The organism is Glutamicibacter protophormiae (assembly GCF_014647495.1).
Lineage (GTDB): Bacteria > Actinomycetota > Actinomycetes > Actinomycetales > Micrococcaceae > Glutamicibacter > Glutamicibacter protophormiae.
In genome coordinates this window covers 94,651-121,622 of sequence record NZ_BMPH01000009.1, presented here as the reverse complement: position 1 = coordinate 121,622, position 26,972 = coordinate 94,651, and the positions used below count along the sequence as shown (strand labels likewise).

26 protein-coding genes are annotated in these 26,972 nt (G+C 63.6%); 7 read left to right on the top strand and 19 right to left on the bottom strand.

Features of this window, described 5'->3' with window-relative positions:
• Positions 1–12 precede the first annotated feature (12 nt).
• From ccsB to IEY43_RS11715, 5 genes are read right to left on the bottom strand one after another with little or no spacing between them, the layout of a single operon-like run.
• Positions 13–1,074, bottom strand: a complete 1,062-nt coding sequence (gene ccsB / locus IEY43_RS11735) for a c-type cytochrome biogenesis protein CcsB (protein WP_188948776.1) — start codon at positions 1,072–1,074, stop codon at positions 13–15.
• Positions 1,067–2,695, bottom strand: coding sequence for a cytochrome c biogenesis protein ResB (gene resB, locus IEY43_RS11730; protein WP_188948775.1), 1,629 nt, complete (start codon positions 2,693–2,695; stop codon positions 1,067–1,069). Before resB ends, ccsB begins: the two co-directional genes overlap by 8 nt.
• A complete protein-coding gene (locus IEY43_RS11725) occupies positions 2,695–3,450 on the bottom strand; it encodes a cytochrome c biogenesis CcdA family protein (RefSeq protein ID WP_188948774.1) in 756 nt (251 codons plus the stop codon). The genes resB and IEY43_RS11725 overlap by 1 nt, the downstream gene beginning before the upstream one ends.
• An 8-nt stretch (positions 3,451–3,458) precedes the next feature.
• Complete coding sequence (locus IEY43_RS11720) at positions 3,459–4,082, bottom strand: TlpA family protein disulfide reductase (RefSeq protein ID WP_188948773.1); 624 nt, start codon at positions 4,080–4,082, stop codon at positions 3,459–3,461.
• A 6-nt stretch (positions 4,083–4,088) separates the two neighbouring features.
• A complete protein-coding gene (locus IEY43_RS11715; protein ID WP_188948772.1) occupies positions 4,089–4,751 on the bottom strand; it encodes a histidine phosphatase family protein in 663 nt (220 codons plus the stop codon).
• A 218-nt stretch (positions 4,752–4,969) separates the two neighbouring features.
• Between IEY43_RS11715 and IEY43_RS11710 the strand changes: the two genes are divergently transcribed.
• The gene (locus IEY43_RS11710) at positions 4,970–5,743 is read left to right on the top strand and encodes a hypothetical protein (protein ID WP_188948838.1); all 774 of its coding nucleotides are present in this window, start codon (positions 4,970–4,972) and stop codon (positions 5,741–5,743) included.
• Positions 5,744–5,818: 75 nt separating this feature from the next.
• Here IEY43_RS11710 and IEY43_RS11705 read toward each other — a convergent pair whose 3' ends face one another.
• Together IEY43_RS11705 and IEY43_RS11700 are read right to left on the bottom strand one after the other, a co-directional pair.
• Positions 5,819–6,454, bottom strand: coding sequence for a redox-sensing transcriptional repressor Rex (locus IEY43_RS11705; protein ID WP_188948771.1), 636 nt, complete (start codon positions 6,452–6,454; stop codon positions 5,819–5,821).
• Positions 6,455–6,514: 60 nt separating this feature from the next.
• A complete protein-coding gene (locus IEY43_RS11700) occupies positions 6,515–6,760 on the bottom strand; it encodes a glutaredoxin family protein (protein WP_308425059.1) in 246 nt (81 codons plus the stop codon).
• Positions 6,761–6,822: 62 nt separating this feature from the next.
• On the opposite strand from IEY43_RS11700, the gene IEY43_RS11695 reads away from it, so the two are divergent.
• The gene (locus tag IEY43_RS11695; protein WP_188948769.1) at positions 6,823–7,629 is read left to right on the top strand and encodes an HAD family hydrolase; all 807 of its coding nucleotides are present in this window, start codon (positions 6,823–6,825) and stop codon (positions 7,627–7,629) included.
• 104 nt (positions 7,630–7,733) lie between these two features.
• Here the strand turns inward: IEY43_RS11695 and IEY43_RS11690 are convergent, their stop codons facing one another.
• The 5 genes from IEY43_RS11690 to IEY43_RS11670 all read right to left on the bottom strand — a co-directional run bounded on the left by IEY43_RS11690 (position 7,734) and on the right by IEY43_RS11670 (position 11,726).
• Positions 7,734–7,832: a 30S ribosomal protein bS22 gene (locus IEY43_RS11690; RefSeq protein ID WP_005504750.1), complete on the bottom strand. Its 99-nt coding sequence runs from the start codon at positions 7,830–7,832 to the stop codon at positions 7,734–7,736.
• A gap of 139 nt (positions 7,833–7,971) precedes the next feature.
• Positions 7,972–8,196 (bottom strand): helix-turn-helix domain-containing protein, encoded by a 225-nt coding sequence (locus tag IEY43_RS11685; protein WP_047119816.1) that lies wholly within the window; start codon positions 8,194–8,196, stop codon positions 7,972–7,974.
• Between the two features lie 266 nt (positions 8,197–8,462).
• Positions 8,463–9,806 carry an NADP-specific glutamate dehydrogenase gene (gene gdhA / locus IEY43_RS11680; protein WP_188948768.1) on the bottom strand — a complete coding sequence of 448 codons (1,344 nt, stop codon included), beginning with the start codon at positions 9,804–9,806 and terminating at the stop codon, positions 8,463–8,465.
• Positions 9,807–10,000: 194 nt separating this feature from the next.
• Positions 10,001–10,438, bottom strand: coding sequence for an ArsR/SmtB family transcription factor (locus tag IEY43_RS11675; protein ID WP_188948767.1), 438 nt, complete (start codon positions 10,436–10,438; stop codon positions 10,001–10,003).
• 118 nt (positions 10,439–10,556) lie between these two features.
• The gene (locus IEY43_RS11670; RefSeq protein WP_188948835.1) at positions 10,557–11,726 is read right to left on the bottom strand and encodes an acetoin utilization protein AcuC; all 1,170 of its coding nucleotides are present in this window, start codon (positions 11,724–11,726) and stop codon (positions 10,557–10,559) included.
• Between the two features lie 202 nt (positions 11,727–11,928).
• Here IEY43_RS11670 and IEY43_RS11665 point away from each other — a divergent pair, with 202 nt between their 5' ends.
• On the top strand, positions 11,929–13,362 hold the full coding sequence (locus IEY43_RS11665; protein ID WP_188948766.1) for a TrkH family potassium uptake protein: 1,434 nt from the start codon (positions 11,929–11,931) through the stop codon (positions 13,360–13,362).
• A gap of 7 nt (positions 13,363–13,369) precedes the next feature.
• Positions 13,370–14,026, top strand: a complete 657-nt coding sequence (locus tag IEY43_RS11660; protein WP_188948834.1) for a potassium channel family protein — start codon at positions 13,370–13,372, stop codon at positions 14,024–14,026.
• Between the two features lie 45 nt (positions 14,027–14,071).
• Here the strand turns inward: IEY43_RS11660 and proC are convergent, their stop codons facing one another.
• The 6 genes from proC to IEY43_RS11630 form a co-directional block, all read right to left on the bottom strand.
• Positions 14,072–14,914: a pyrroline-5-carboxylate reductase gene (gene proC, locus IEY43_RS11655; RefSeq protein ID WP_188948765.1), complete on the bottom strand. Its 843-nt coding sequence runs from the start codon at positions 14,912–14,914 to the stop codon at positions 14,072–14,074.
• A gap of 4 nt (positions 14,915–14,918) precedes the next feature.
• The gene (locus IEY43_RS11650; RefSeq protein ID WP_374189865.1) at positions 14,919–15,740 is read right to left on the bottom strand and encodes a sugar phosphate isomerase/epimerase family protein; all 822 of its coding nucleotides are present in this window, start codon (positions 15,738–15,740) and stop codon (positions 14,919–14,921) included.
• A gap of 55 nt (positions 15,741–15,795) precedes the next feature.
• Positions 15,796–16,812 (bottom strand): Ppx/GppA family phosphatase, encoded by a 1,017-nt coding sequence (locus IEY43_RS11645; RefSeq protein ID WP_188948763.1) that lies wholly within the window; start codon positions 16,810–16,812, stop codon positions 15,796–15,798.
• A gap of 30 nt (positions 16,813–16,842) precedes the next feature.
• The gene (topA, locus tag IEY43_RS11640; protein WP_188948762.1) at positions 16,843–19,632 is read right to left on the bottom strand and encodes a type I DNA topoisomerase; all 2,790 of its coding nucleotides are present in this window, start codon (positions 19,630–19,632) and stop codon (positions 16,843–16,845) included.
• Positions 19,633–19,783: 151 nt separating this feature from the next.
• Positions 19,784–20,434 carry an ArsR/SmtB family transcription factor gene (locus IEY43_RS11635; protein ID WP_188948761.1) on the bottom strand — a complete coding sequence of 217 codons (651 nt, stop codon included), beginning with the start codon at positions 20,432–20,434 and terminating at the stop codon, positions 19,784–19,786.
• A gap of 23 nt (positions 20,435–20,457) precedes the next feature.
• Positions 20,458–22,047, bottom strand: a complete 1,590-nt coding sequence (locus IEY43_RS11630) for a DUF7059 domain-containing protein (protein WP_188948760.1) — start codon at positions 22,045–22,047, stop codon at positions 20,458–20,460.
• Between the two features lie 75 nt (positions 22,048–22,122).
• Between IEY43_RS11630 and IEY43_RS11625 the strand changes: the two genes are divergently transcribed.
• The gene (locus tag IEY43_RS11625) at positions 22,123–22,710 is read left to right on the top strand and encodes a GNAT family N-acetyltransferase (RefSeq protein WP_188948759.1); all 588 of its coding nucleotides are present in this window, start codon (positions 22,123–22,125) and stop codon (positions 22,708–22,710) included.
• Positions 22,711–22,801: 91 nt separating this feature from the next.
• Here IEY43_RS11625 and trhO read toward each other — a convergent pair whose 3' ends face one another.
• Positions 22,802–23,701 carry an oxygen-dependent tRNA uridine(34) hydroxylase TrhO gene (gene trhO / locus IEY43_RS11620; protein ID WP_188948758.1) on the bottom strand — a complete coding sequence of 300 codons (900 nt, stop codon included), beginning with the start codon at positions 23,699–23,701 and terminating at the stop codon, positions 22,802–22,804.
• A 163-nt stretch (positions 23,702–23,864) separates the two neighbouring features.
• Here trhO and IEY43_RS11615 point away from each other — a divergent pair, with 163 nt between their 5' ends.
• Both IEY43_RS11615 and sftH read left to right on the top strand, forming a co-directional pair.
• Positions 23,865–24,521, top strand: coding sequence for a GNAT family N-acetyltransferase (locus IEY43_RS11615; RefSeq protein ID WP_188948757.1), 657 nt, complete (start codon positions 23,865–23,867; stop codon positions 24,519–24,521).
• Positions 24,522–24,639: 118 nt separating this feature from the next.
• The gene (sftH, locus tag IEY43_RS11610) at positions 24,640–26,970 is read left to right on the top strand and encodes a DEAD/DEAH box helicase (protein ID WP_374189864.1); all 2,331 of its coding nucleotides are present in this window, start codon (positions 24,640–24,642) and stop codon (positions 26,968–26,970) included.
• Positions 26,971–26,972: the final 2 nt, after the last annotated feature.

The following is a 26,972-nucleotide window of genomic DNA, read 5'->3' as shown; positions in this document are numbered from 1 at the left end:
CCGTTGCGGCGTTTAGACGCCGGCGTAGGAGTGCAGGCCGTTGAAGAAGATGTTCACGATGGTGAAGTTGAAGACCACGCACAGGAAGCCGATGATCGACAACCATGCCGAGCGCGGGCCGGTCCAACCGCCGGTGGCGCGGGCGTGGAGGTAGCCTGCGTAGACAACCCAGATCACGAACGACCAGACTTCCTTCGGATCCCAGCCCCAGTAGCGGCCCCAGGCTGCTTCAGCCCAGATCGCACCGGCGATCACGGTGAAGGTCCACATGGCAAAGCCGATGGTGTTCAACCGGTAGGCGAAGTTCTCCAGGGCGCCGGCGCCCGGCACTACGCGCATGAACGGCATCTTGTCAGGCTGGCCCTCGGCAATGCGCTTCATACGTGCATGCTGCATGAGCTGCAGGACGTTCATGGCGAAGCTGATGGCAAACAGCGCCGAGGCGAAGACGGCGATGGACACGTGGATCACGATCCACGGCGACTGCAAGGCCGGAACCAGGTGGCCGACCGGGGTCGGGAATCCGATAGTGGCGCCGCAGAGCATCAGGGTTACCAGGCCGGAGATGAAGCTGCCCATGAAGCGCAGGTCCTTGAAGAACAACGCGACCAAGTACACCACGGACACCACCAGGGCACCGGTGGACATGAATTCGTACATGTTGCCCCACGGCACGCGGTTCGCTGCAAAGGCGCGGGCGAAGACCGCGAAGCCGTGCAACGCGGTGGCCAAGCACATCAGGACCACGGCGATGCGGGCCATCTTGCGGCTCGATGAGAGCTTGGTGTACTCCATCTTGTCGGTCACGATGTGCTCGCCGACGTTGTCGGCACGGCTGTCTTCGCCGCGGCGTCCTCGGCCGGGGCGTGCCACGGCGCCGGCGGAGACCAGAAGTTTCTCGTCTTCCTTCAGCGCGGCGGCGTCCATCTCGCTGATGGACTTGTTCGTCTTGGCCAGATCCAGCGCGAAGAAGATGAAGACGACCATGTAGACCATGGCTGCCAGCAACATGAACAGCTGGCTGTAGACACCCAGCGTTTCGTTGATTGGCTCGAGTGCAGCGTTGCTACCCATTTACGGCTCCTAGGTCCTGTTCCTGGCTTGCCAGTGGCCAAGCCTTATCGAAGATTTTCTGCAATTCGTCGGATTCACGTTCAAGTCTCGGATCCTCACCACGGGCCAAGAGCGCGTATTCGATACTACGCCTGCCATCCTCATTCTTGAGCTTCACCCATACGCGGCGGCGGGGGGTGAACATCGAAATGATCAAGCCCAGCAACGCCAGCCCGGAGAAGATCGCGATCGGCCACTTGCCTGGATCGTAGTTCACGTCCAGTGCAATATAGCGCTTGAGGTCGTCGAAGGTGATGCTGCCCAAGTTGTCGGGCAGCTCGTAGGTGTCCCCCGCACCGAGCACGATGCCTCCGGCATCGAGGTTCCGGCTGTTCAGCTCCGTCATCTTCTCGGTGTCCAGCACGTACACGTTCTGCGGTTCGCCGGAGTTCAGCCCCAGATCGCCGTAGTAGGAGTTCAGCTGCAGCTGCGGGTTGATGGCGTTCGGGTCGCCGGAGAATGCCACGTTGTCCTCGCCCACCAGGGCAGTAGGCAGCAGGAATCCCTGGAAACCGAGCTGCTCGGGCTTGGCGTCGGGAACCTTGATGACCATCAGGGAGGTGTACACGGAGTCCTGGGGGACGGACACCAGCGGTCCGGAATAGGACACGTTGCCTTCGCCGTCGCGCACGGTGACCACCGGCGCGTAGCCATTGCCCACCAGATAGACGTCCGCCCCGTCGATGCGCAGCGGGTGGTTGACCTTCAGTTCCTGCTTGACCGGCTCGGCGTCGGGATTTTCGCGGACCTGCACGTGGGCGGTGAAGTCCAGCGGCTGGCCGAAGTAGTCCTTGGAATCGCGGTCGAAGAGGATGTCGAACTTGTCCAGCTTCACCGAGTAGCCCTGGAGGTTGTCGGCGGAGAAGTTGCTGCCGGGGCTGAACGAGTCGTAGGAGACCAGCGAGTTCACGAAGGTCTCGCCTTCGACAACCACACGCTGGCCGCCGTAGCCGTAGGCCTGGCCGAGGCCGGCCGTCGCGAGGATGCCCAGCAACGAGATGTGGAAGAGCAGGTTGCCGATCTCGCGGGTGTAACCGCGTTCAGCGGATACCGAGCGGCCGGTTGCGTCATCGCGGCGTTCCACGCGGTAGCCGCGCTTCTTCAGGATCTTGTAGGCATCGTCGATCAGCTGGTCGTCGGTTGGGGTGTCCGGCTGGTCCTCCATGACCTCCATGGAGTGGTACTGCGGCAGCCGTTCCAGCTTGGCCGGGGTGCGCGGAGGAGGGGTGCGCAGGGCCTTTGCATGTTTCTTGATGCGCGGGGTGATGCACCCTACCAGCGAGATGAACAACAGGATGTAGATGGCGGAGAACCACGCCGAGGAGTACACCTCGAACATCTGGAAGCGGTCGAGCCACGGCCCGGCCACCGGATGCTGGTCCAGGTACTGGGTGACGAGTTCGGGGTTCACCGACCGCTGGGGGAAAATCGATCCCGGCACGGCGGCGACCGCCAGCATCAGCAGCAGGAACAGCGCCGTCGGCATCGACGTCAACTGGGTCCAAATCCACCGCAGGAATCCGACAAAGCCAAGGGCCGGGGCATCGCCCCGGTTCTTGGCTTTCTGCTTGTTCTTCGCCATTAGATTGGCAACCTCACTTCATTGGCAAACCAGTTTTGCAGTTCAGTTACCCAGGTGCCCCACAGGCCGGTAACCATGACAAGACCCAAAAGAATCAGGAGTCCCCCGCCCAGCCGCATGATCAGCAGCTGATAGCGGCGGAAGAAGTTCAATGCCTGCATGCCGCGCTGGAGCCCCAGCGCGATCAGGATGAACGGAAGGCCCAGGCCCAAGCAGTAGAACAGGGTCAGCAGCGTACCGCGACCCACATTCGCATCCACGCCGGTGGACATGATCAGCACGGCACTCAGCGTCGGGCCGATACACGGCGCCCAGCCCAGGCCGAAGGTCAGACCCAGCACCGGGGCGCCCCACAATCCTGCCGGCGGCTTGCGGTGGATCTTGCGGTCCCGCTGCATGAAGGAGAATCCACCCATGAACACGACGCCCATGAATATCACCACCAGGCCCAGGATCTGGGTGACCCAACCGCCGTTGAAACGCAACCATGCAGTGGCCTGGCTGAACAGCACTCCGGCGGCGATGAAGACCACCGAGAAGCCCAAGACGAACAGCAGCACACCTGCCAGTACGCGTCCGCGACGGTGGTCCTTCAGGTCTGCACCGGTCAGGCCGGTGACGTAACCCAGATAGCCGGGAACCAGCGGGAGCACGCAGGGAGAGAGGAAGGAGACCAGTCCTGCCAGCAGCGCCACCGGGGCCGCAAGGAGCAGCGAGCCGTCCAGGACGATGTCCGCGAATGGATTATCGGTCAATGCTCAGCTCACAACTCTTCGGTCAGAGCGGTACTGATCAGCGATTTCAGCGTGCTTGGCTCGACGGCGCCGATGACACGGGCGCGCACCCGTCCATTGCGGTCCAGGATGATCGTGGACGGAACGGCCTGCAGCGGGACATACTTCGTCATGGCCAGCTGGATGTCGCCGCTGGTGTCCTGGACGGACTCGTAGGGAATTTCGAAGGTCCGTTCAAAGGCCATGGCGGCCTCCGCTTCGTCCCGGACGTTGACTCCGAGGAAATTGACCTTGCCCTTGAATTCCTCGGCAAGTTCCTTCAGGTGCGGCGCCTCGATTCGGCACGGTGCGCACGCTGCGTACCAGAAGTTCAAGACAGCCGGCTGGCCCTGCCACTCGGCGAGATCAACGGCGGTTCCCTGGTAGGTTTCGGCTTTGATTTCCACCGCGTCGGTGCGCCGATCCGGGGTGTATTCCTGCACGGCGCCGTCGCCTGCGATGTAGTTCTTTCCGTCTCCGCTATTGGCCTGAGCGGTGAGATTATCCTCAGTGGGGGAACATGCCGCCAACGGAACCACTGCCGCCGCCGCCACCAAGGTACGCAGCATGGTGCGCCGAGACAGCGGACGAGGATTCTGCACGGGATCAATCATTTTGCTTCAGGCTCCAGGGATGTTTGCCGCGCCCGCAAGAAGCTCGGGGCTCGGTTCGGTGTAACGCACGGAGAGGATTTCATCTCCATCAAATTCAAAGCTGGTAATTGAGGTCAGCGTGCACTCGCGCTTGCGCGGATCATGCCACAGCGGCTTGCCCTCGGCGGAACGACGCGTGACCCAGATCGGAAGCTGATGGCTGACAATCACGATTTCGACACCGTCGCCGTGCTCGTCGAGCGCGGCCTTGCGGTGGAAGTCCATGGCCTCTCGCATGCGGGCGACCTGCTCTGCGTAGGGTTCGCCCCAGGACGGCTTAAGGGGGTTGACCAGCAACGGCCAGTAGCGCGGGCTCTTCAGATGCTGCGCGACCTTGGAAAGCCCCTGCAGTTTGTTGCCCGCTTCGATGACCCGGTCATCGGTGAGAATCGGCAGTTCCAGCGCTTGGGCCGTGGGGGCTGCGGTCTGCTGGGCCCGCACCAGCGGCGAGGCGACGATCCGGACGATGTTTCCACCGGAGGACTGGTGCTTGGCAAAGTAGTCCCCGGCACCATCGGCCATCTTGAATCCCAGCTCTGACAGGCCGAAACCTGGGATTCGACCATAAAGAATGCGATCCGGGTTGAAAACTTCCCCGTGGCGCAGCAAATGAACAGTCGAAAGTGGCATGCTTCCAGTGTCTCAAAGAATCAACCTAAAAGATGAATAATGTGCTCACCGTCAACGATTCACAGGGCTTGCATGGGATTCGCAAATGGAAAAACCATCCTTTCGGATGGGGTGCATCACAAAGCGCGGCGACTAGTCTGGATAGTACGAGAATGCACACGGAATCAAGCAGAGGGAGCCAATTTGGCTCCTTGCCGGTTCAACCTTTGAGGACACTGATGAGCAACTACGATCCGAACCAGCCGGGCCAGCCCTACGACCCCACTTCCGGGTCCGATGCTTCGAACCCGAATCCCTACGGACAAAACCCCTATGGCCAGAACCAGCCCGGTCAGGCACCCTATGGACAGAATCCGTACGGACAGCCGCAGTCCCCGGCACCGTCTTTCGACCCCTACGGCCAGCCGCAGGGCGGATACGCTCCGGTCCAGCCTCCGGCGCAGCGGCCCAAGACCCTGCAGTGGGCTTTCCTCCTGATCCTGCTTTCCGGAATCGCCAATGCCATTGCCACCTGGTTCATGTTCAATTCGAACATGTTCGCGAACATGATCACGTCGCAGTGGTCGTTGCTCCAGGAGCAGATGCGGTCCGACCTGCAGGCCAATCCGCAGCTGGCGGAGGATCCGTTTGTCGAGCAGATGCTCAGCAGCCCCGAGGCGTTCATGGCCGAGTTCAACTCCGTGATGTCCGGCTTCATGATCACTTCCGCTGTCATCAGCATCGCCTTGTACTTCTTGGTGGGCTTCTTCGTGGGCCGCGGTGTGAGCGCCATGCGCATCATCGCCACCGTGCTGGCCGTGCTCTCGCTGCTGGGGCTGTCCATGTCCATCGCCACGGTGTCCATGTTCGGCGATGCCCAGGCGGGCACGCTGAACGCGATGATCGTGCTGGCTACCGGTCTCGGAGTGGCCGGTGTCGTCTTCGCATGGCTGCGACCGTCCTCGGAGTACATCCTTGCACGCCGGATGGCGCGCCGGGCCGGCTACCGCTAAATCAGCGACGCGTAACGCGCAGAGGCGGCCTGATCCCACGAGGGATCAGGCCGCCTCTGCCATTGTCGGAAAAGATTATGGTTGGACTGCCAGGTAGGCCAGGATCTGCAGCTCGGTGGACAAATCGACCCTGCGCAGATTCATGCCGCGGGGAACAACCAGCGGCTTGGGCGCGAAGGACAACACGGAATTCACATCCAGCTCGCCCAACTCGTAGACCAGGTCCTGGGCCGCATCGCCGGGAACCGCGAGTACCGCAATGTTGATTTCCTCGCGGCGCACCACCTCGGCCAGATCGTTGCGCGGCTCGACGCGCAGGTTCCCGACTTCCGTGCCGACCAGTTCAGGCGAGACGTCAAGAATCGCCCGGACCTTGAAGCCGCGGGTGGTGAAGCCTGCATAACCGCTGAGCGCGCGGCCGAGGTTGCCGGCGCCGAGGATCAGTACTCGCCAGTCCCGGTTCAGGCCCAGCGTGTTGTTGATGTGTTCCGAAAGCTCGCGGACCACATAGCCCACGCCTCGTGTGCCGTAGGAGCCCAGCCACGACAGGTCCTTGCGCAGGATCGCCGGATTCACGCCGGCTTCCTTGGCCAGCACCCCGGAGCTGGTGCGCTCCAGGCCGCGAGATTCAAGGGCGTTCAGCGCCCTCAGATACTGCGTCAAGCGTGCAACCGTGGCTTCGGGAAGCACCTTTGCTTCAAGCTCGGACATGCTGCGTCCCCCGATCGGTACGATTCCCCAAGACGCGCTGGTAGCGCGCAGTCGTATTCATCAGCTGCTGAGCAGACGTTCAAGACGGACAGGGTCGATGGTCCAGAAATCCCTGACCTGTCCGTCGATCACCAGTACCGGAACTTCTTCATGGTGGCGTTCGAGCAGCTCGGGATCGCTGTCGATGTCCAGCTCGGTGAACTGCATCCCCAGTCGATTGGTGACCTTGCTGACGGTCGCCCGTGCGGCCTCGCAAAGGTGGCATCCCTGGCGCACCAACAACTGAATCTCATGCAATGTACTCACCCCTTCATATTCTCATGAGCCCCGACGGGTCTTAAACTTCGCGATGAAATAAACTGGAGCAAATGTCTTCCATCGATTCAGCCTTCGCGTCCGAACCCGAGCAGCATCCCGAAATCGTCGCCGCATTCTTCGACGTCGACAACACCTTGGTTCGTGGGGCCTCCCTCTATCTCCTGGCCCGCAAGCTGCACGAGCACCGGTTCTTCCGCATGCGGGAAATCCTGTGGTTCGCGCTCAAGCAACTGCGCTTCGCCGCCCGCGGCGAGCATCTGGGAGATATCCACCAGATCCGGGACCGCGCGCTGCTCATGGCCCAGGGCATCAAGGTCTCCGAGATCGAGGAAATCGGCAACGAGATCTTCGACGAGTACATCGAACCCAAGCTGTGGCGCGGCACGGTCGCCATCGCCCACCAGCACCTGACGGTAGGCCGCGAAGTCTGGCTTGTCACCGCCACGCCGCTGGAAGTGGCCAACGTCATCTCCGACCGGCTCAAGCTGTCCGGCGCCCTGGGCACCGTGGTGGACAGCGTCGACGGAGTTTATACCGGTGCGCTGGCCAGCCCCATCCTCCACGCAGCGGAGAAGGCCCAGGCGGTCCGCGCCCTGGCCAAGGAGCGCGGGATCAAGTTGTCCAAGTCGTGGGCCTACTCCGACTCCTACAACGATGTCCCCCTGCTCGAAGCCGTGGGGCATCCAGTCTGCATCAATCCGGATGCGCGGTTGCGTGCCTATGCCAAGCGCCGCGGCTGGCAGGTCTACGACTTCCGCACCGGGCAGCGCGCCGCCAAGTTCAGCCTGAAGGCCGCAGGCGTCATCGGATTCATCTGGGCCGCCAAGCGGTCGTTCAAGGACCGCAGCGGCCGTTAGAGCGGCTCCTACGGCGTTCTGCGGATAAAGCAATCGCCACCGTCCAGGACAGAATCCTGATGCGGTGGCGATGAATGCCAAGCGGCAAGCTGCTCGAAGTAGATCTACTTCTTGTTGCGGCGCTGGTGGCGAGTCTTACGAAGCAATTTGCGGTGCTTCTTCTTCGACATACGCTTGCGGCGCTTCTTGATAACAGAGCCCATATTGGTTCCTCACAAACTAATTAAAATGCGCCAACCTCGATGCTCCCCCTGCGCCGAAGCACACGGCAAGGTTGACCGGACGTTAAACGTTCCTTAATAGATTACCCGCTTTTCGGCCATGCTCTGACCACCGCTTGGCTTATCGACCGAGGGAACCCGTACCACGTTGCGGATCAATCGCCGCAGACTGCAGATAGGTTTCTACGGCGTTTTCCGGAACGCGATAGGAGCGACCAAACTGAACCGCAGGCAGATCGCCCGCGTGGATCAGACGATAAACCGTCATTTTGGAAACGCGCATCATGTCGGCCACCTCGGCCACCGTCATGAAACGGGCTCCTGCAAAATTCTGTTTATCCTGCATGCGGGATATTCTCCTGACGCTGATCTCTTGTTCGTCGCGTGACTAGCACACGTGAACTTACACGACTTTGGATCAACACCGGCGATCGGATTCACGTTTGCTTTGTACCAGTCTAGTCGCACTTTCATAACTTTCGCATCACGAAACACACACGTGTCACGGTCAATCCGACTTTTTTGCCGGGGGTGCGACAGCAGCCCAGAGTATCTGAAGTGTTTTCCACTTCAGATACTCTGGGCTGCAGGCGATTCGGCGGGTAGAAGGCGCTAGATCAGGCCCTGGGCCAGCATGGCGTCGGCGACCTTGACGAAGCCGGCAATGTTGGCGCCGGCCACGTAGTTGCCCGGCATTCCGTACTCTTCTGCGGTGGTCGCGCAGCGGTCGTGGATGCCGACCATGATTTCACCCAGCCGACGTTCGGTGTGGCTGAAGGACCACGAGTCGCGGCTGGCGTTCTGCTGCATTTCCAGCGCAGAGGTCGCCACGCCACCGGCGTTGGCGGCCTTGCCGGGGCCGAAGAGCACACCGGCATCCTGGAAGACCGAGGTCGCTTCGGCGGTCGTGGGCATGTTGGCGCCTTCGGCAACGGCGATGGTGCCGGCGGCAACCATCTTCTTGGCCGAGGCGGCCCCCAGCTCGTTCTGGGTAGCGCATGGCAGGGCCACGGTACCCGGCACGTCCCAGACGTTTCCGCTGTCGACGTACTTGACCTTCTTGCTGCCGCGGCGTTCCGCGTACTCGGAGATGCGGCCGCGTTCGACTTCCTTGATCTGGCGCAGCAGGTCCAGGTCGATGCCTGCTTCGTCCACGATGAACCCGCCCGAGTCGGAGGCGGTGACGACATTGGCGCCCAGGGACTGCGCCTTCTCGATGGCGTGCAGCGCCACGTTGCCCGAACCCGAGATGATGACACGCTGGCCGTCAAGGGACTGGCCGCGGGTCTTGAGCATTTCCTCGGTGAAGATGACCGCGCCGTAGCCGGTCGCCTCCGGGCGGACCAGCGAGCCGCCCCAGGACAGGCCCTTGCCGGTGAGCACACCGGATTCATAGCGGTTGGTGATGCGCTTGTACTGGCCGAACAGGTAGCCGATCTCGCGGCCGCCGACACCAATATCGCCCGCCGGGACGTCGGTGTATTCACCGATGTGGCGGTACAGCTCGGTCATGAAGGACTGGCAGAAGCGCATGACTTCGCCGTCGGACTTGCCGCGCGGGTCGAAGTCCGAGCCGCCCTTGCCGCCGCCAATCGGCATGCCGGTCAGGGAGTTCTTGAAGATCTGCTCGAAGCCGAGGAACTTGACGATGCCGAGGTACACGGATGGATGGAAGCGCAGCCCGCCCTTGTAGGGGCCCAGTGCAGAGTTGAATTCAACGCGGAAGCCGCGGTTGATCTGGACCTTGCCGTTGTCGTCGACCCAGGGAACACGGAAAATAATCTGGCGTTCAGGTTCGCACAGACGCTGCAGAATGGCGGCTTCGGCGTATTCAGGGTGCTTCAGCGATACTGCTTCAAGGCTTTCAAAAACCTCGGTGACCGCCTGGTGGAACTCTGCTTCGCCGGGATTGCGGCGGAAGACTTCGTCGCGAATCGTCGCTAAGTGCTTATCCAAGTTTCTCTCCTCATCACTTGGGGCAGGCACGGGCCGTGACAGGGCCACAAGATACCCGGCGTCACTGCCCCAGACACGAGAATGCCATGCAAGGCAATCTGAACGAAAATTTCACGTTACAAAACAGGAATGTCCGCGTAACGTAAATTTTTAGCCATTTTGTAGGCTCGGCACCCCATCTACTGGTCAAATGTCTACCGGCGGCGCCCGAACCGTGGTAGCTTCTCGAAGAATTCTTGGGCTCGTCCCGTGACTTGTTCCAGCCCGCGGCCTACACTCCGGCCCAGATGCTGCGCAGCAGGAGCGGCGTCCGCCAGCTCGACCTGCGCCTCGTTGCCGGGCACTCCCACGGCCTGTTCCTGGGATTCCGGAATCGGCAGGATCTCGGCACACCAGCCGACGAGCACCTCGACCGCTTCGGTGTCGATGCTGTAGATGCGCCGCTGCCCGGCCGCCGTCATGCTGACCAGGTTCGCCTCGCGCAGCACCTTCAGGTGCTTGGAAACCGTCGGCTGGGAAATCTCCAGCTCGGTCACCAATGCGCCCACTGCCTTGGGTTCAGATTTCAGTGCTTCAATAATCCTGCGCCGCGTCGGCTCAGCCAACGCAGAAAAAACTTCATCAATAGCCACAGACATAACCCTAGCGGCATATGACCGATCTGCAACGTAGGCATATGTCCCCGCATGACCGCAGCCATGCACAATTCCCTACGCACCGGCCCTTGGCGCCGGGCCGGCGCGTTGTCCGCTAGTCGAACCAGGGATCCAGCCCGAACAGCGGGAATACTTCCTTGCGGGTGGCGATGATGGAGCGGTCCACCGGGTCGGCGGGATCGTAGCCCACTTCCCAGTTGCGCCACCACAGCTGGGCGTCGTCCCCCATGAGGTAGGGCATCGCCCGGCCGTAGGTTTCCAGCACATAGCGGCGGAATTCCTCGGGCACGTAGGTGCGCAGCGGTACCGGCTTGCCGGCCACGATCGCCGTCAGATGCGTCCAGGTGCGCGGCACAACCGCGGTGACGTTGTAGCCGCCGCCGCCGGTGGCCAGCCAGCGGCCCTCGCACAGCTCGTCTGCCAGCTGCGAAATATCCAAGGCCACCTGTCGCTGGGCATCAACCGACAGCTTCAGATTGGTCATGTCGTCATCCCGGTGCGCGTCGCAGCCGTGCTGGGAGACGATCACTTCCGGCTTGAATGCGCGCACCAGCTGCGGGACCACCGCGTGGAAGGCGCGCATCCACCCGGCATCCGAGGTCATGGCCGGGACCGCGATGTTCACGGCACTGCCCTCGGCCTTGGGTCCGCCGATCTCGTTGGCGAAGCCGGTGCCCGGGAACAGGCTCAGGCCCGATTCGTGGATGGAAATGGTCAGCACGCGGTCGTCGTCCCAGAAGATCGATTCGGTGCCGTCGCCGTGGTGGGCGTCGACATCGATGTACACCACACGCCGGGCCCCGCGCTCGAGCAGGCGGTGGATGGCGGCGGCCGCATCGTTGTAGATGCAGAAGCCGCTGGCCTTGCTGCGTGCAGCGTGGTGCATGCCACCGGCGAAATTGACGGCTCTCACCGTGGTTTCGTCCATGATCGCATCCGCAGCGATGACCGATCCGCCCACGATGCGCGCCGCGGCCTCGTGCATGCCGGCGAACACCGGATCGTCATCGGTGCCCAGCCCGAACTCCTCGGCAACAATGCTGGGATCAAGGCTGACCTTGCGTACCTGGTCGATGAAGGACTGGTCATGCACCGTGGCGATCACGGAATCTTCCGCAACCGCTGGAGGTTCGATGCTAACGTTGGGCCCGCCCAAGACATCCAGCTGCTCGCTGAGCCGATAGGTCAGCTCCAGGCGAGCCGGATGCATCGGGTGCCAGTCGCTAAATTTGTATTTCAGGTACTTCTCGTCCCACATCACCATCGTTGGTCGTGGGGCATGCTGGGGCTCTAACACAATTTCAGGCTACCTGATCGTGATGCAACTCATGCATTTATGGCGCCCGGATTGCTCCAGCGCCGCCAGATCCGACCGTTGGACGGGCGAAGTTGCCGTCAAACGCGTAAATTACATGGAGTAAGGTTTCCAGACATTCATTTTTACGGGAAAGACCGAGCCTATTCCAATGAGCAGCATGAGCGGTCCGGGCGCCGGAAGGCAGCCAGGCGAATCGCGCGACGAGGCGCGCCGCAGGTGGCTGGCGATTCGCACCTCAATCGCCAACTTCACCATCCGCTCCCCCGCCCGCCTGACCCTGGGCGCCTTCCTGATTGTGATCACGCTGTTCACCTCGCTGCTGGCCGCGCCATTCGCTTCCTCCAGCGGCAGGCCCACGCCGTTGCACGACGCGCTGTTCACCGCGGTGTCCTCGGTCTGCGTGACCGGCCTAACCACGGTCTCCACCGCCGAGCACTGGTCCTTCCTGGGCCAGCTGATCATCATCGTCGGCACCTTCATCGGCGGCTTGGGCATCCTCACGCTGGCATCCATCATGTCGCTGGCGGTCTCCCGCAAGCTCGGCGTGCGCGCCAAGCTGATGGCGCAGAACTCGATGAACACCTCCGGGGCTTCGGCGCTGGGCGAGGTGGGCTCGCTGCTGCGCATCGTGATCCTGACGGCCATCAGCCTGCAGGCGCTGATTGCGCTGTTCCTGATCCCGCGCTTCTACATCCTCGGCGAGAGCCTGCTCTCCTCGATCTGGCACGGGGTGTTCTATGCGATCTCCGCGTTCAACAACGCCGGTTTCACTCCCCATTCCGACGGGCTGGTCCCCTACGAGACTGACCTGTGGATCCTCGGGCCGCTGATGGCCGGCGTGTTCGTCGGCTCGCTGGGCTTCCCGGTGATCATGGTGCTGCTGGCCAACCGCTTCAACACCAGGAAGTGGAACCTGCACACCAAGCTGACGTTGCTGGTCACCACCATCCTGCTGGTCGCCGGCTCCCTGCTGTGGCTGCTGGCGGAATGGAACAACCCGAAGACCATCGGCACGCTGAGCATGTCCGACAAGCTGATCCACGCACTGTTCTCCTCCGTCATGATGCGCTCGGGCGGCATGAACCTGGTGGACCAGAACGACATCCACGAGGTCACCATGCTGATCACGGACGCGATGATGTTCGCCGGCGGCGGCTCGGCCTCCACGGCCGGCGGCATCAAGGTCACCACCATCGCCGTGATGTTCCTTGCCATCATGGCCGAGGTGCGTGGCGACAGCGAGACCCGAGCCTTCGGCCGACGCATCCCCGAGGAAACCATGCGCGTGGCCATCTCGGTCGTGGCCCTGGGCGCCTCGCTGGTCGCGCTGGCCACGGGCCTGCTGGTGACCGTCGATGAACAGGTGGGCATCTCGCGGGCCTTGTTCGAGTCCATCTCCGCCTTCGCCACGGTGGGGCTGAGCACCGGTGTCTCCCAGGAGATGCCGCCTGCCGGCAAATACGTGCTCAGCGCCCTGATGTTCGCCGGCCGCATCGGCAGCATCACCCTGGCCAGCGCCCTGACCATGCGGCATCGCGATACGCTGTACAAGCTCCCGGAAGAAAGGCCGATCATTGGCTGACAAGAACATGGACCACAACGCCCCGGTACTGGTCATCGGGCTGGGCCGCTTCGGCGCATCGGTCGCCGAAACCCTGGTCAAGCAGGGGCGCGAAGTCCTGGCCATTGAACGCAGCCCGGAACTGGTCCAGCAGTGGGCCAGCACGCTGACCCATGTGGTCTCCGCCGACGCGACCAACATCGACGCGCTGCGCCAGCTCGGCGCACAGGAATTCTCCTCCGCGGTGGTCGGCGTGGGCACCTCCATCGAGTCCTCCGTGCTGATCACGGTGAACCTGGTGGACCTGGGCATCGAGCACCTGTGGGTCAAGGCCATCACCCCGTCCCACGGCAAGATCCTCACCCGCATCGGCGCGAACCACGTGATCTATCCGGAGGCGGACGCCGGGGTCCGCGCCGCGCACCTGGTCGGCGGACGCATGCTGGACTTCATCGAATTCGACGACGGCTTCGCGATCGTGAAGATGTACCCGCCGAAGGAAACCCAGGGCTTCACGCTGGCCCAGTCCCAGGTCCGCTCGAAATACGGGATCACCATTGTCGGGGTGAAGTCCCCCGGCGAGGACTTCACCTACGCGGTGCCCGACACCATGGTCACCCGGCGAGACATGCTGATCGTCTCCGGGCACGTGGACCTGCTCGAACGCTTCGCTGCCCGGCCCTAGACCCGCGGGGTCCCCTGCCGGGCAGCGGGCGGCGCAGCGTGCGGGCTAACCCAGTTCGCGGCTCAGCTGCGCGGCGCGTTCGGCGGCCGCGCGGGCACCGGCCTCGATGATGGCCGGGATGCCGCCCTCGTCGAAGGCGGCGATGGCGCGCTCGGTGGTGCCGTTCGGGCTGGTGACTGCCTTGCGCAGCGCCGCTGGATCCGATTGGGCATCCGAGAGCATCTTGCCCGCGCCGGCCACGGTGGCCCGGGCGATGCTGGTAGACAGCTCGGCGTCCAATCCCAGGGCAATGCCTGCCTTGGCCATGGCTTCGGCCAGGTAGAAGGCGTAGGCCGGCCCGGAGCCGGAAATGGCGGACAGGGCGTTCTGCTGCTGTTCGTCGATCACGTGCACGTCCCCCGACCCGGAGAGCAGGTCGGTCACGGACCGGACCTGCTCATCGCTGACGGTGCCGGCCGGGGAGATGCCCACCACGCCGGCGCCCACCATCAGCGGGGTGTTCGGCATGGAGCGGATGACCGGCTGGCCCGCGGGCAGCTTGTCCTGCATCGAGGCGAGGGTAATCGCCGCGGCAACCGAAACCACCACGGTCCCGGGCTTCAGCGCCGGCGCGATCTCCGCGCACAGCTCGGTGATGCCCACCGGCTTCACGCCCAGGAAAATCACGTCGGCCTCCGCGGCGGCGGTTCGGTTCGCCTCGTCGTCCTGAGAATTGACCAGCACGGTGATGCCCAGTTCGCGCAGCTCATCCACGCGGTTCTCGCTGCGCACGGTGGCGGTGACCAGCTTCGGGTCGTGGCCCGAGGCCAGGATGCCGCGCAGGATGGCGCCGTTCATGGAACCGGTGCCAAGGAAAGACAGTTTCAGATTGCTGGTTGCTTCGCTCATATGGCTATTTTGCCACTGGCTTGGGATCTTTGCTGACGTTGAAGTGCTCCCGGGCGAATTGCAAGGTATTGCCCAGCCATTCTTCCTTCTGGCCGGCGTTTTTGGCCTTGCGGGTGGAGACCTCCACGGCAATCACGCCCTCCCAGTCGCTCTCGTGCAGGTACTGCAGCGATTCGGAGACGCGCTGGGTTCCCAGACCCGGAACCAGATGCTCGTCCTTGCCGTTGTCCAGGCCGTCGCACAGGTGCACATGGGCCAGGCGCGTGCCCAGGTCCTCCATGGCCTGGCGCGAGTCCATGTTGGCAATGGCCGCATGCGAGAAATCCCAGGTGACGTGCTGGTAGGACTGCGGAACCGGGTTCCAGTGCGGCAGGTACATCTTGGCCTCGCGGCCGCGGGCGCGCCACGGGTACATGTTCTCGACCGCGATCTTCATTCCGGTGCTCTCGGTGATGCGGTGCACGCCTTCGGCGAATTCCTCCGCGTAGCTGCCCTGCCAGCGGAACGGCGGGTGGGCCACCACAACGCCGGCGCCCACGGCCTGCGCGAGGATGACCGAACGCTCGATCTTGGCCCAGGCCGATCCCCAGACCTGCTGGGTCAGCAGCAGGGTCGGCGCGTGGATCGCCATGATGGGCAGCTGGTACTTGTCCATCAGCGCCCGCAACGCGGTCGCCGACTGGCTGGCCGCGTTGCCGGTGATCAGCACCTCTAGGCCGTCATAGCCGAGGTCCTTGGCCATGGCAAAGGCATCGTGGACCGTCAGCGGGTAGACGGAGGCACTTGAGAGCGTCACCGGGACTTTCGCGGGTGAATGTACTTCCATGGTCATGCCCTCCTAACCGAACCGGCTGACGCCGATCGCTTATATCCGAGGATACCTAGTTTTGCTTCTCCGCCATCTGCCGGACGGTGGAGCCCAAGGCAACTTCCCCTACCCCAACGCTACTACTGAGCGGGGTCGTAGAGTCGAACATCACGTGATCAAAACGCCTGAGCATCAATCCTTCACGCAACGCCCAGGGGCAGATGCGCACGGTTTTCAGCTTCAGCGCGCTCATGGCCTCGTGGGCCACGATCGCGCCAGCCAGCAGCTGCGGCGCGCGGATCTCCGCAACGCCCGGCAGTTCGGCGCGTTCGGCCCAGCTCATGGCGGTCAGGCGATTGGTCCAGATCTTCAGCGCGTCCCGGTGCAGCACGCGTTTGACGTAGGGCCCCTCGGTGCTCGGGGCGGCTCCGGTGATGCGGGCCAGCGACCTGAAGGTCTTTGAGGTGGCGGTGGCCAGGGTGGGTTTGCCGTACTGGCGCAGCTCGGTGGTCGGGTCGGTGAGCACGTCGCGCACGTAGTTGCGCAGCTCGCGCACTTCCTTGATGCCCGGCAGGTCGTTGGGCAGCCATTCGCGGGTCAACCGGCCGGCGCCCAGCGGCACCGAGAACGCCACTTGTGGGAACTCGTCGGTGCCCAAGGCCAGTTCCAGGGACCCTCCGCCCATGTCCAGGTTCAGGATGGACTCCGAGGACCAGCCGAACCAGCGGCGCACCGCGTAGAACGTCATCCCGGCTTCTTCCTCGCCGGACAGTTCCAGCAGGGTGACTCCGGTCTCGTGCTTGACACGTTCCAGCACCGCGTGGCCGTTGGAGGACTCGCGGATGGCGGAAGTGCAGAAGGCCATGAAGTCTTCCACTTGGTGGCTGCTGGCAAACTCGGCAGCCTCCGAGATGAACGAGATCAGCTCGTTCTGGCCTTCTTCGGTAATCGCACCGTAGTCGTTGAGGTAGCGCACCAGCGACAGCGGACGCTTATGCGAAGCATAGGGCACCGGGCGGGCGCCGGGGTACGCATCGACCAGCAGCAGGTGCACGGTATTGGATCCGATATCCAGTACGCCTAGTCTCATGGTGCGCTCCTCAACGGGGTGGTGCTCGGTTTACTTCTCGGTGCTCTTCGCGGCCGGCTTTTTCGCCGGGGCCTTCTTGGCCGCCGGTTTCTTGGCCGGGGCCTTGGAGGCCGGCGCCTTCTTCGCAGCGGTGCGCTTCACCGGGCCGCGGGCGCGCTTGTCCGCCAGCAGCTCGATGGCCTGCTCACGGGTCAGCTCCTCCAGCGAGGTGCCGCGCGGAACGGTGATGTTGGTGACGCCGTCGGTGATGTACGGGCCGAAGCGTCCGTCCTTCACCACGATGTTCTTCTCGCTGGTCGGGTCCACGCCGAACTCCGCCAGGGGCGGCACCGCGGCGCGGCGGCCGCGCTGCTTGGGCTGCGCGTAGATGGCCAACGCCTCGTCCAGGGTGATCGTGAAGATCTGCTCCTCGGTCTCGATGGAGCGCGAGTCGCTGCCCTTCTTCAGGTACGGGCCGAAGCGTCCGTTCTGGACGGTGATCTCTTCGCCCTCGGCGTCCGCGCCCAGCACCCGCGGCAGGCTCAGCAGCTTCAGCGCGTCATCCAGCGTCACGGTCTCCACCGACATGGACTTGAACAGGCTGCCGGTGCGCGGCTTGACCTTGGCCGGCTTCTTCGGCGGCTTCGGCTTGCCGTTCTTGTAGTATTCGACCGGCTGGGCCGCGATTTCCTCTTCGGTCAGCTCCGGGATGACCTCGGTGACGTAGGCGCCGTAGCGTCCGTCCTTGGCCACGATCTTGCGGCCGGTGGCCGGGTCGACGCCCAGTTCCTTCTCCGAGACCTGGGAGTTGGCGAACAGTTCTTCGGCCTTTTCCGCGGTCAGCTCGTCCGGCGCCAGGTCCTCGGGCACGTTGGCGCGCTGCGGCTCGGTGCCTTCCTCTGCGCCTTCGGGCAGGGCGCGTTCCAGATACGGGCCGAACTTGCCGACGCGCAGGGTGATGTCATCGGTGATCTTGATGGAGTTGATGGCGCGGGCGTCGATGTCGCCCAGGTTCTCCACCACGTGCTTCAGGCCCTCGGTGTTGTCCTTGCCGAAGTAGAACAGGTTCAGCCAGTCGGTGCGGGCGCGCTGGCCCTTGGCGATCTCGTCCAGGTCGTCTTCCAGCCGGGCGGTGAAGTCGTAGTCGACGTACTGCGCGAAGTGCTCCTCAAGCAGGCGGATGACGGAGAATGCGATCCAGCTCGGGACCAGGGCGCCGCCGCGCTTGGTGACGTAGCCGCGGTCCATGATGGTGGAGATCGTCGGCGCGTAGGTCGATGGACGGCCGATCTCGCGCTTTTCCAGCTCGGCCACGATCGATGCTTCGGTGTAGCGGGCCGGCGGGGTGGTTTCGTGGCCCAGCGCGGTCAGCTCGTCTCCGGCCAGCGGCTGGCCCGCGGACAGCTGCGGAAGGCGGGCTTCGGCGTTCTCGGCTTCGGCGTTTTCCGAACGCTCCTGGTCCTTGCCTTCCTCATAGGCGGACAGGAAGCCGCGGAAGGTGATCACGGTTCCGGAGGCGGAGAATTCTGCCACACGGGAGTCGCTGGCGGTGCCGGCGAGCTTGATGGTGGCGGTGAAGCCCTTGGCGTCGGCCATCTGCGAGGCGACGGTGCGCTTCCAGATCAGTTCGTAAAGGACGTATTCGTCCTTGGACAGCGCGGAGCGTACGTCGGTCGGGCGGCGGAACATGTCGCCGGCCGGGCGGATGGCCTCATGGGCTTCCTGGGCGGCGTCGGACTTGGCCTTGTAGACGCGCGGCTTCTCCGGGACTGAGTCCGCGCCGTACAGCTCGGTGGCCTGCTTGCGGGCCGCGGTCACTGCCTCGTTGGACAGGAACACCGAGTCGGTACGCATGTAGGTGATGTAGCCGTTTTCATACAGGCGCTGGGCGATCTGCATGGTCAGCTTGGAGCTCCAGCGCAGCTTGCGGCTGGCTTCCTGCTGCAGCGTGGAGGTGGTGAACGGGGCCGCCGGGCGGCGGGTGTACGGCTTGTCCTCGACCGAGGTAACGGCGAAGTCGGTGTTGGCCAGGTTGGCCACCAGCGATTCGGCCGAGGCCTGGTCCAGGTGCGCCAACTTGGTGCGCGCGGTCTTGAGCTGGCCGCGGTCGTCGAAGTCGCGGCCGGACGCTACGCGGGCGCCGTCCACCGAGGAAAGCTTGGCTGCAAAGGACTCTCCGTTGCCGGTGGCGAAGGTGCCCTTGATGTCCCAGTAGCCGGCGGAGATGAAGGCCATACGCTCGCGCTCGCGCTCCACCACCAGGCGGGTGGCCACGGACTGCACGCGGCCGGCGGACAGGCCGCGTGCGACCTTGCGCCAGAGCACCGGGGAGATCTCGTAACCGTAGAGGCGGTCCAGCACGCGGCGGGTTTCCTGCGCGTCGACCAGGTCGGTATCCAGTTCGCGCATGTTTTCCAGCGCGCGGGCGATGCCTTCCTTGGTGATTTCGGTGAAGGCCAGGCGGCGCACCGGAACCTTGGGCTTGAGCACCTGCAGCAGGTGCCACGCGATGGCTTCGCCTTCGCGGTCCGCATCGGTTGCGAGGTAGAGTTCGTCGGCTTCCTTGAGCTTTGCCTTCAGCTCGGAGACGCGCTTCTTCTTGTCCGGGTAGACAACGTAATACGGCTCGAAATCGTTGTCCAGATCGACGGCGAACTTGCCGACCGAGGTCTTTTTCAGCTCGGTGGGAAGTTCCGAGGGCTGCGGAAGATCACGGATGTGGCCTACCGAAGCGTCCACATCGAAGCCTTCACCCAAATACTTGGCGATCGACTTCACCTTGGCAGGAGACTCGACGATGACGAGTTTCTTACCGGTCTTTTCCTTGGCCTTGGCGGGCACGGCTCTCCTTCAGACAACGCGGCATGCCGGAGCCCCAATGGGGTGCCCCTCATGCCGCCAGCGCAGCTTTGACTCATTGAGCCTGCAGTGCGAGGCCCAATTCCCGATGATATTACACCGAAAATCGAAAGATCCTGCGCCAGACATATTTCTAGGACTTAGCCTCCCCGACGCTCGGGTACTCGGGAAGCAACGAGATTAAGTAGAACATACGCTGTGAGTCGATGCTGCGTTCCTCGGCCGTGGCCATGGCTTCATACTCGTAGACGAGGTCCAGCAGTCGGCGGTTGAACTCCAGCTGTTTTTCCTCCGAGAGGAAGACCAATCCGCTAGTCAGCATGGGCGGCCGGTCCGGCGACGGGGCGATGCCCGCCTTCGCTTCCGCCTCGCGGCGCTGCACCTCGTCATTCAGGCGTGTCCTGAATGCGTTCAACTGCACATTCAGGTACGCGGTCTTTGCGTTGGCGGAGTCAATCTGGGTGTTCAGCTCGAGGCGTTCACCCGCGGCGCGCCAACGTCGTTCGCGGGCGTCACCCTCGCTGGCTGCACGGATGACGTAGCCGTATTTCTCCAGCGCGCGCAGGTGGTAACTCATGGCGCTGGGTGTCAAATCGCACAGCGATGCGAGCTCCGTGGCGGTGCGCGTGGTCTGCGAAGCGAAAAGTTCGTCAAGCACGATCAAGCGTGCATCATGAGCCAGGGCCCGGATCGCCTGCGGATCGGTAATGGAGACGACTTGCGGAACAGCGCCCTTGTCGTCCTGCGTCGCCAAAGCGTGCTCCTGGTATGTGTTCCCTGTCATACCGAAAAACTTTAGCGCTTGTTTCACATTTTTCGAAGCAGGCCATGTCGCAATAGTCGGGCCACCGCTTCATAAAGCCGTCCGGTGAAGTCTTCCTCGCCTTCCCCGATCAGCGAGTCAAGCGCGTTAACCAGCTGCGAGACCGACAAATCCCCGTCGCAGGCGGAGGCGAAACCCGCTTGCGCCGTATCCAACAGTTCGGTGCGGCGCAGCCCCGCCCCCTGGCGCAGCAGGATCACTCCGGGATGCTCGGCACCAGGGCGCTGGTGGCGTTCCTCCGTGACGTCGTCGGCCACCACTAGACGCCAGTCGCGGAAGCCCTCTCCCGCCGCGGCCAGTTCGTCGGCCATCGCGATATCTCGCTGCAGGGTGCCTGCCACCGGCTGCTCGATGGGGTGGGTGATCTGCTCGAAGCGCCGCAGGGCCGCAGTACCGGTGGCGGACTTGCGGAAGTACACCAGTCCGAAACCGATCGCCCCCACTCCCCGCGATTCGAAATCATTCAGGTAGGCGTTGTAGGCGGCGGCGTAGGAGGAGCTCTCCTCGGTCTGCGAAGCGTCGCGCAGCCAGGTTTCGGCGTAAACGCTCGGGGTAGTCTGCTCGCGCTCGATGACCCACACGTCGAGGTCCTCGGGGAACCAGCTCTTGAGCCGAAGGTCCCATGGTTCATTCGATTCATCATCCAGACGATGAATCTCCCAGTTCGAAAGCATCTGCATCGATGCGCCGGGGTTCAGGAAGTCCCCCGCCTGGGCGATGACCGTGCTGACCAAGCGGTCCCCGGACATGCCGCCGTCACGGTAGGTGAAGCGGTCCTTCTCGCGCTCGGTGGCGCGGCGCGGGGTGATCACGAACGGCGGGTTAGAGGCGATCAGGTCGAACTTCTGCCCTGCCACCGGTTCGAACAGGCTGCCGCGCAGCAGGCTGACGCGTTCCTGGAGATTGCGCGGATCCAGCTGCAGCACCTTGTGGTTCAGCAGCAGGTTGAAACGGGTGAACGCCAGCGCACGGGCCGACAGGTCGGTGGCGGTGACGTGGTTGGCGTGGCCCAGCAGGTGGAAGAGCTGGATGCCGCAGCCGGTGCCCAGATCCAGTGCGCGGTCGACCTTTTCACGCAGCGTGATCTGGGCCAGGGTCAGCGACGCCTGGCCGATGCCCAACACGTGGTCGGTGCGCAGCACGCCGGGACGCTGGTGCGCTCCGAGATCGTGGGCCACCCACAGCTCGCCGTCGGCATCCGAGGAGTGCAGCGTCAACGCGACGGTGGCGCGGTATCCCGAAGCCCATGGCTCGATCAGCCCGAGCTTCAGCAAGCCGTCGACCTTTACGCTCGGGAAGGCCTGGTTCAGCGCCGCGGCCGCCTCGGTCCGGCCCAGTTGGAAAATCCGGAAGGCGCAGGCCAGCTCGGTTTCCGCAGCATCCCGCTCGATTACGCGCAGGGCCGGCAGGATCTGGTCGCGGGCCAGCGCCGCGGTGGCTTCATCGCCCAGCAGCTGCGAGACGTCGCCGTAGTTGAACCCGATTGCGGTCAGGTCTTCGGCGAGTCGTTCGAGCAGTTGCAGATCGGAACTCTGCGGGGCGTCTTCAAGGGCTGAAAATTCGGCGGCATTCACACCCACCAGTCTACCGAGTACCCATGCAGGGAACGGATGCGAACTTTCCTGCCCGGCCTGCATAAAATATAGGTCATGACCAACGTCACGATTACCTACCTGCAATTGCTCTCCCCCGAGGAAATCAAGCCTTCCTCCCGTCCCACGCCCCAGGACGTGCGCATCGAGTTGGTGCAGGACATCTCGCCAGAGTATTCCAAGTTCCTCTACCGCAGCGTGGGCAGCGACCTGAACTGGGCCGACCGGCTGGATTCGACCCGCGAGCAGTGGGACGCCGTCCTGCGCAAAAACGGCTCTGAGACCTGGGTGCTGTACCGCCACGGCGCACCGCAGGGATATGTGGAGCTGGTGACCGAAGTGGCCGAGGGACGCAGCGAAGTCGAGGTCTTCTACTTCGGGCTCTTCCCGCAGGCCATCGGCCAGGGCCTGGGCGGCCTGCTGCTGACCGAAGTGCTGCGCCAGGCCTGGGAGGTGGATTCGCGCACCGCCGGGCTGCCGCCGGTGGGTCGCGTCTGGCTGCACACCTGCTCGCTGGACGGTCCGGCCGCGCTGCCGAACTACGAGGCCCGCGGGTTGAAGGTCTACAAACATGAAACCGAGGAAACCGACGTCAAGGACGCCTCGCTCGGCCTGTGGCCGGAAGCCACCGTCCAGGCCGGATAAGCAGCAATCCATGCCGCCCCTTCCGGGAACGGCAAAGGGCGGCAGGCCGCCGGATCTCCGGTCGCCTGCCGCCCTTCTGGTATTTTGCCTATTAATCGGCTGCCATGCTGCAGTCCGGGCAGGTGCGCAGCTTCTCGTCCTGGGCACAGTCCTCGCAGAACAGCCGCAGATTTCGGCATGAAGGATTCGAGCAGTTCTCGAACTTGTTCGTCGGACCCTGGCAGCCCACGCATTCGCCGATAGTCACCGCTTCATCGGTGAATTCGGTGTGCATGCGCTTGTCGAAGACGTACAGCGAGCCCTCCCAAAGGCCGGCGTCGCCGTACTTCTCGCCGTAGCGGACAATGCCGCCCTGCATCTGGTAAACCTCTTGGAAACCGCGCTTGACCATCAGGGCGGAGAGCACCTCGCAGCGGATCCCGCCGGTGCAGTAGGTGACCACGGGCTGGTCCTTCAGGTGGTCGTACTTCCCTGAATCCAGTTCGGCGACGAAGTCCCGGGTGGTGTCCACCTCGGGGACGATGGCGTCCTTGAACTTGCCGATCTGGGCTTCAAAGGCGTTGCGGCCGTCGAAGAAGTGCACCTTGGAGCCTGACTGCTCCTTGGCTTCCACCAGTTCGTGGAGTTCCTCGGGGCGCAAGTGCGTTCCACCGCCCACGACACCGTTTTCGTCGACCTCGAGCTCCCCCGGAGCACCGAAGGTGACGATCTCGTCGCGGACCTTGACGGAGATGCGCGGGAAGTCGGCAGCGGAGCCCTCGGACCACTTGATGTCCATCTTCTTGAAGGCGGGGAATTCGCGGGTCGCTTTCACGTACTTCTTCACGGCGCTCAGCTCGCCGCCGACGGTTCCGTTGATGCCGTCTTTAGAGATGATGATGCGTCCGCGCAGTCCCCAGCGTTCCAGCAGCGAACGCTGCCACAGGCGGACGGCCTCCGGGTCGGGGAGCGGAGTAAATGCGTAATACAAGACAATTCGTTCAATGGCCACACCACAAGTTTAGTGGTTGAACGGCATGAAACGCCGGGTGAAAGAGCAAAATCACATTCTCCGGCGCGCTTTTCCGGGGGCAATGGGGATTCTTTCGTTTCAACTAGGCAACGATTGGCGCAATGTCAGCTAATTCCTAGGAAAGACAAGGTAGGGTCAAGATATGGCATCAAACGCAAGCGATGAACTGATTGGCACTTGGGTCGCCGGCTGGGCGGGAGCCCGCGGTTATGAGACCCGCAATGAGGGACGCGTCCATGCAGCGTTGCGTCACGACACCACCGAGGACTGGGAATACGTTATCTACGGCCCTTCCAAGGAAGAGCTCGCCGCTGTCGCCGAAACCCTGAAGAAGCACCCTAACCGCCGTTTGACTGCGTTCGACGACTCCGTCGAGCAGCTGCTGGCCACCGCAGCCGAGGTCGGCCTGCAGGTCGCCGCCGACGACGAGGTACTGATGGTCACCGAGCTGGCGGTGCATGACGTCGAGGTCCCGCTGCCCGCCGAAGGTTTCATGTTCCAGATTGAGCGCGACGGCACCCATGCCTACGTCTCGCTGCACCCCGAAGACAACCAGGAAATCGTCGCCGCCTCAGGCCACGTCTCCGCCGTCGAAGGCTACGCCATTTTCGACCGCATCATCACCGGCCCGGACTTCCGCCGCAAGGGTCTTGGCACCCTGGTCATGCGTGCGCTGGCCTCGCTGGCCCAAGAACACGACGTGGACGAGGGCCTGCTGATCGCCTCGGTCGACGGTCAAAAGCTCTACGCCTCCCTGGGATGGACTTCCCTGGGCAAGGTCGTCAACTTCAAAGCCTGAGTTCAGGGCTTTCCTCTCGCCGTTGCAGCCGTTCCCGGCTGCGACGGCGATAGTCTTTTAACACCGCGGACTCCAGCGCCGCGCTTCCCACCGTTCCGGCTTCGAAAGGCTGAGTTTCGTGAAGTCTGTGCGTGCCCTGCTTGATCCCTACGACCGGAGCAACGATCCGGAAGCCGTGATGCACCGCCGCAGCGTCCCGGCCAAGGACCAGATCACCGCACCGTGGCCCGGCTGGCTGGCCGACGAAGTCAAAACAACGTTCCAGGGGCTGGGCATCAATGAACCATGGCTGCACCAGGTGCAAGCCGCGGATCTGATCCATGCCGGGAAGCACACGATCATCTCCACCGGCACCGCCTCGGGCAAATCTTTGGCCTACCTCATGCCGTCCATCGATGCGCTGTTCCGCACCCGGGACGCTGCCGCCAACGACGCCGGTGCCCAGGCCTCCGTGCTGTATATCTGCCCTACCAAGGCGTTGGCCGCCGACCAGCTCTCGGCCGTTGAAGCCCTCAAGGTTCCGGGAGTACGGGCTGCCGCCTACGACGGCGACACGGACCAGGCAACCCGCGCTTGGGTGCGCCAGCACGGAAACTTCGTCTTCACCAACCCCGACATGCTGCACCGCGGCATCCTGCCCAACCATCCGGCGTGGTCCCGCTTCTTCAAGCGGCTGAAGTACATCATCATCGACGAGGCCCATTCCTACCGCGGGGTCTTCGGAGCCCACGTGGCGAACCTGATGCGCCGGCTGCGCCGAATCTGCGCCCACTACGGCAATAATCCGGTGTTCATCGGCGCCTCGGCCACCAGCTCCGATCCCGAAGAATCCTTCGGACGACTCATCGGCGCCGAGGTGTCGGCGGTGACGCGCGACTTCTCCGCCTCCGGCGAACTGGTGATCGGGCTCTGGGAGCCGCCCCTGTCCGACCGCACCGGTGAAAACGGCGCCCCGCTGCGCCGCACCGCCATCGCCGAAAGCGCGTCAATTCTCACCGACCTGATGGCGGACCACGTGCGAACCATCGTCTTCATCAAGTCCCGCCGCGGCGCGGAAACCATCGCCACCCTCACGCGCAAGCACTTGGAGAATTTCGCTCCCGAGCTCTCGGTCAGGCTGGCCGCCTACCGGTCGGGCTATCTCCCCGGGGAACGGCGGGAGGTTGAACGCAAGCTGCGCTCCGGCGAGCTGCTCGGCGTGACTTCCACTTCAGCGCTGGAACTGGGCATCGACATCTCGGGCCTGGACGCCGTGGTGGTGGCCGGCTGGCCCGGAACCCGTGCATCCTTCTTCCAGCAGATCGGCAGGGCAGGCCGCTCCGGCCAGGACGCGTTGGCGCTCTTCGTGGCCGCCGAAGATCCGCTGGACACCTATCTGGTCAGCCACCCGGAGGCCATCTTCGACCTCGGTGTCGAGGCTACCGTGTTCGATCCGCAGAACAAGTACGTGCTCAGCGGGCATTTGTGCGCGGCGGCCCAGGAGAACCCGCTGCGCCCCGAAGAGCTGGAAATCTTCGGCCCGCAGACCGAAGCGCTGCTTGATTCCCTGGTGCAGCGCGGCTACCTGCGCCGCCGGCCTGCGGGATGGTTCTGGACCCACCCGCAGCACGCGGCCGGGATGTTCTCCATCCGCGCCGACGGCGGCGGGCCGGTGGACATCATCGATGCGGAAACCGGAGCGCTGCTGGGAACCATGGACTCACCGCAGAGCCACTACCAGGCGCACCCTGGGGCCATCTACGTCCACCAGGGCGCCAGCTACCACGTGGAGGAACTGGACGAGCAGAACCACGTGGTGGTCGTGACCAGGGTGAACCCCGACTACTACACCACTGCCCGCGACCTGACCACGGTGGCCATCGAATCCGAGGAACGCACCAGCAAGCATCGGGAGCTGGAGATCTTCTTCGGTGAAGTCATCGTGACCACCCAGGTGGTCTCCTTCCAACGCAAATCCATCGCATCCAACGAGGTGCTCTCCGAGGAGCCGCTGGACCTCGAAGCCCGGGACCTGCACACCAAGTCCGTCTGGTTCACCTTGACCGAGCAGCGGCTGCTGCGCGCGGGCCTGACCGTGGACCAATTCCCCGGCGCCCTGCACGCCGCCGAACACGCAATGATCGGCCTGCTGCCGCTGGTGGCCACCAGCGACCGCTGGGACATCGGAGGGGTTTCCACCGCGCTGCACATGGACACCGGCCATCCCACGATCTTCGTGTATGACGCGCAGCCTGGAGGCGCGGGATTTGCCGAGCGCGGCTTCGAGAAGTTCTCCACCTGGGTGCGGGCCACCCGGGATGCCATTGAAGCCTGCGAATGCCGCAGCGGCTGCCCCAGCTGCGTGCAATCCCCGAAATGCGGCAACAGGAACAACCCGCTGGACAAGGCCGGGGCGGTGCTGCTGCTCAGCGCCGTGCTGGAGGATGTCCAGCCGCGGCACCACTTCTAACG

Excerpts from the sequence above, each read along its gene's own strand:
- ccsB (WP_188948776.1), bottom strand. The coding sequence starts at position 1,074 with ATGGGTAGCAACGCTGCACTCGAGCCAATCAACGAAACGCTGGGTGTC.
- resB (WP_188948775.1), bottom strand. The coding sequence starts at position 2,695 with ATGGCGAAGAACAAGCAGAAAGCCAAGAACCGGGGCGATGCCCCGGCC.
- IEY43_RS11720 (WP_188948773.1), bottom strand. The coding sequence starts at position 4,082 with ATGATTGATCCCGTGCAGAATCCTCGTCCGCTGTCTCGGCGCACCATG.
- IEY43_RS11715 (WP_188948772.1), bottom strand. The coding sequence starts at position 4,751 with ATGCCACTTTCGACTGTTCATTTGCTGCGCCACGGGGAAGTTTTCAAC.
- IEY43_RS11710 (WP_188948838.1), top strand. The coding sequence starts at position 4,970 with ATGAGCAACTACGATCCGAACCAGCCGGGCCAGCCCTACGACCCCACT.
- IEY43_RS11705 (WP_188948771.1), bottom strand. The coding sequence starts at position 6,454 with ATGTCCGAGCTTGAAGCAAAGGTGCTTCCCGAAGCCACGGTTGCACGC.
- IEY43_RS11695 (WP_188948769.1), top strand. The coding sequence starts at position 6,823 with ATGTCTTCCATCGATTCAGCCTTCGCGTCCGAACCCGAGCAGCATCCC.
- IEY43_RS11690 (WP_005504750.1), bottom strand. The coding sequence starts at position 7,832 with ATGGGCTCTGTTATCAAGAAGCGCCGCAAGCGTATGTCGAAGAAGAAG.
- IEY43_RS11685 (WP_047119816.1), bottom strand. The coding sequence starts at position 8,196 with ATGCAGGATAAACAGAATTTTGCAGGAGCCCGTTTCATGACGGTGGCC.
- IEY43_RS11670 (WP_188948835.1), bottom strand. The coding sequence starts at position 11,726 with ATGGTGATGTGGGACGAGAAGTACCTGAAATACAAATTTAGCGACTGG.
- IEY43_RS11665 (WP_188948766.1), top strand. The coding sequence starts at position 11,929 with ATGAGCAGCATGAGCGGTCCGGGCGCCGGAAGGCAGCCAGGCGAATCG.
- IEY43_RS11660 (WP_188948834.1), top strand. The coding sequence starts at position 13,370 with ATGGACCACAACGCCCCGGTACTGGTCATCGGGCTGGGCCGCTTCGGC.
- proC (WP_188948765.1), bottom strand. The coding sequence starts at position 14,914 with ATGAGCGAAGCAACCAGCAATCTGAAACTGTCTTTCCTTGGCACCGGT.
- IEY43_RS11650 (WP_374189865.1), bottom strand. The coding sequence starts at position 15,740 with ATGGAAGTACATTCACCCGCGAAAGTCCCGGTGACGCTCTCAAGTGCC.
- IEY43_RS11645 (WP_188948763.1), bottom strand. The coding sequence starts at position 16,812 with ATGAGACTAGGCGTACTGGATATCGGATCCAATACCGTGCACCTGCTG.
- IEY43_RS11635 (WP_188948761.1), bottom strand. The coding sequence starts at position 20,434 with ATGACAGGGAACACATACCAGGAGCACGCTTTGGCGACGCAGGACGAC.
- IEY43_RS11625 (WP_188948759.1), top strand. The coding sequence starts at position 22,123 with ATGACCAACGTCACGATTACCTACCTGCAATTGCTCTCCCCCGAGGAA.
- IEY43_RS11615 (WP_188948757.1), top strand. The coding sequence starts at position 23,865 with ATGGCATCAAACGCAAGCGATGAACTGATTGGCACTTGGGTCGCCGGC.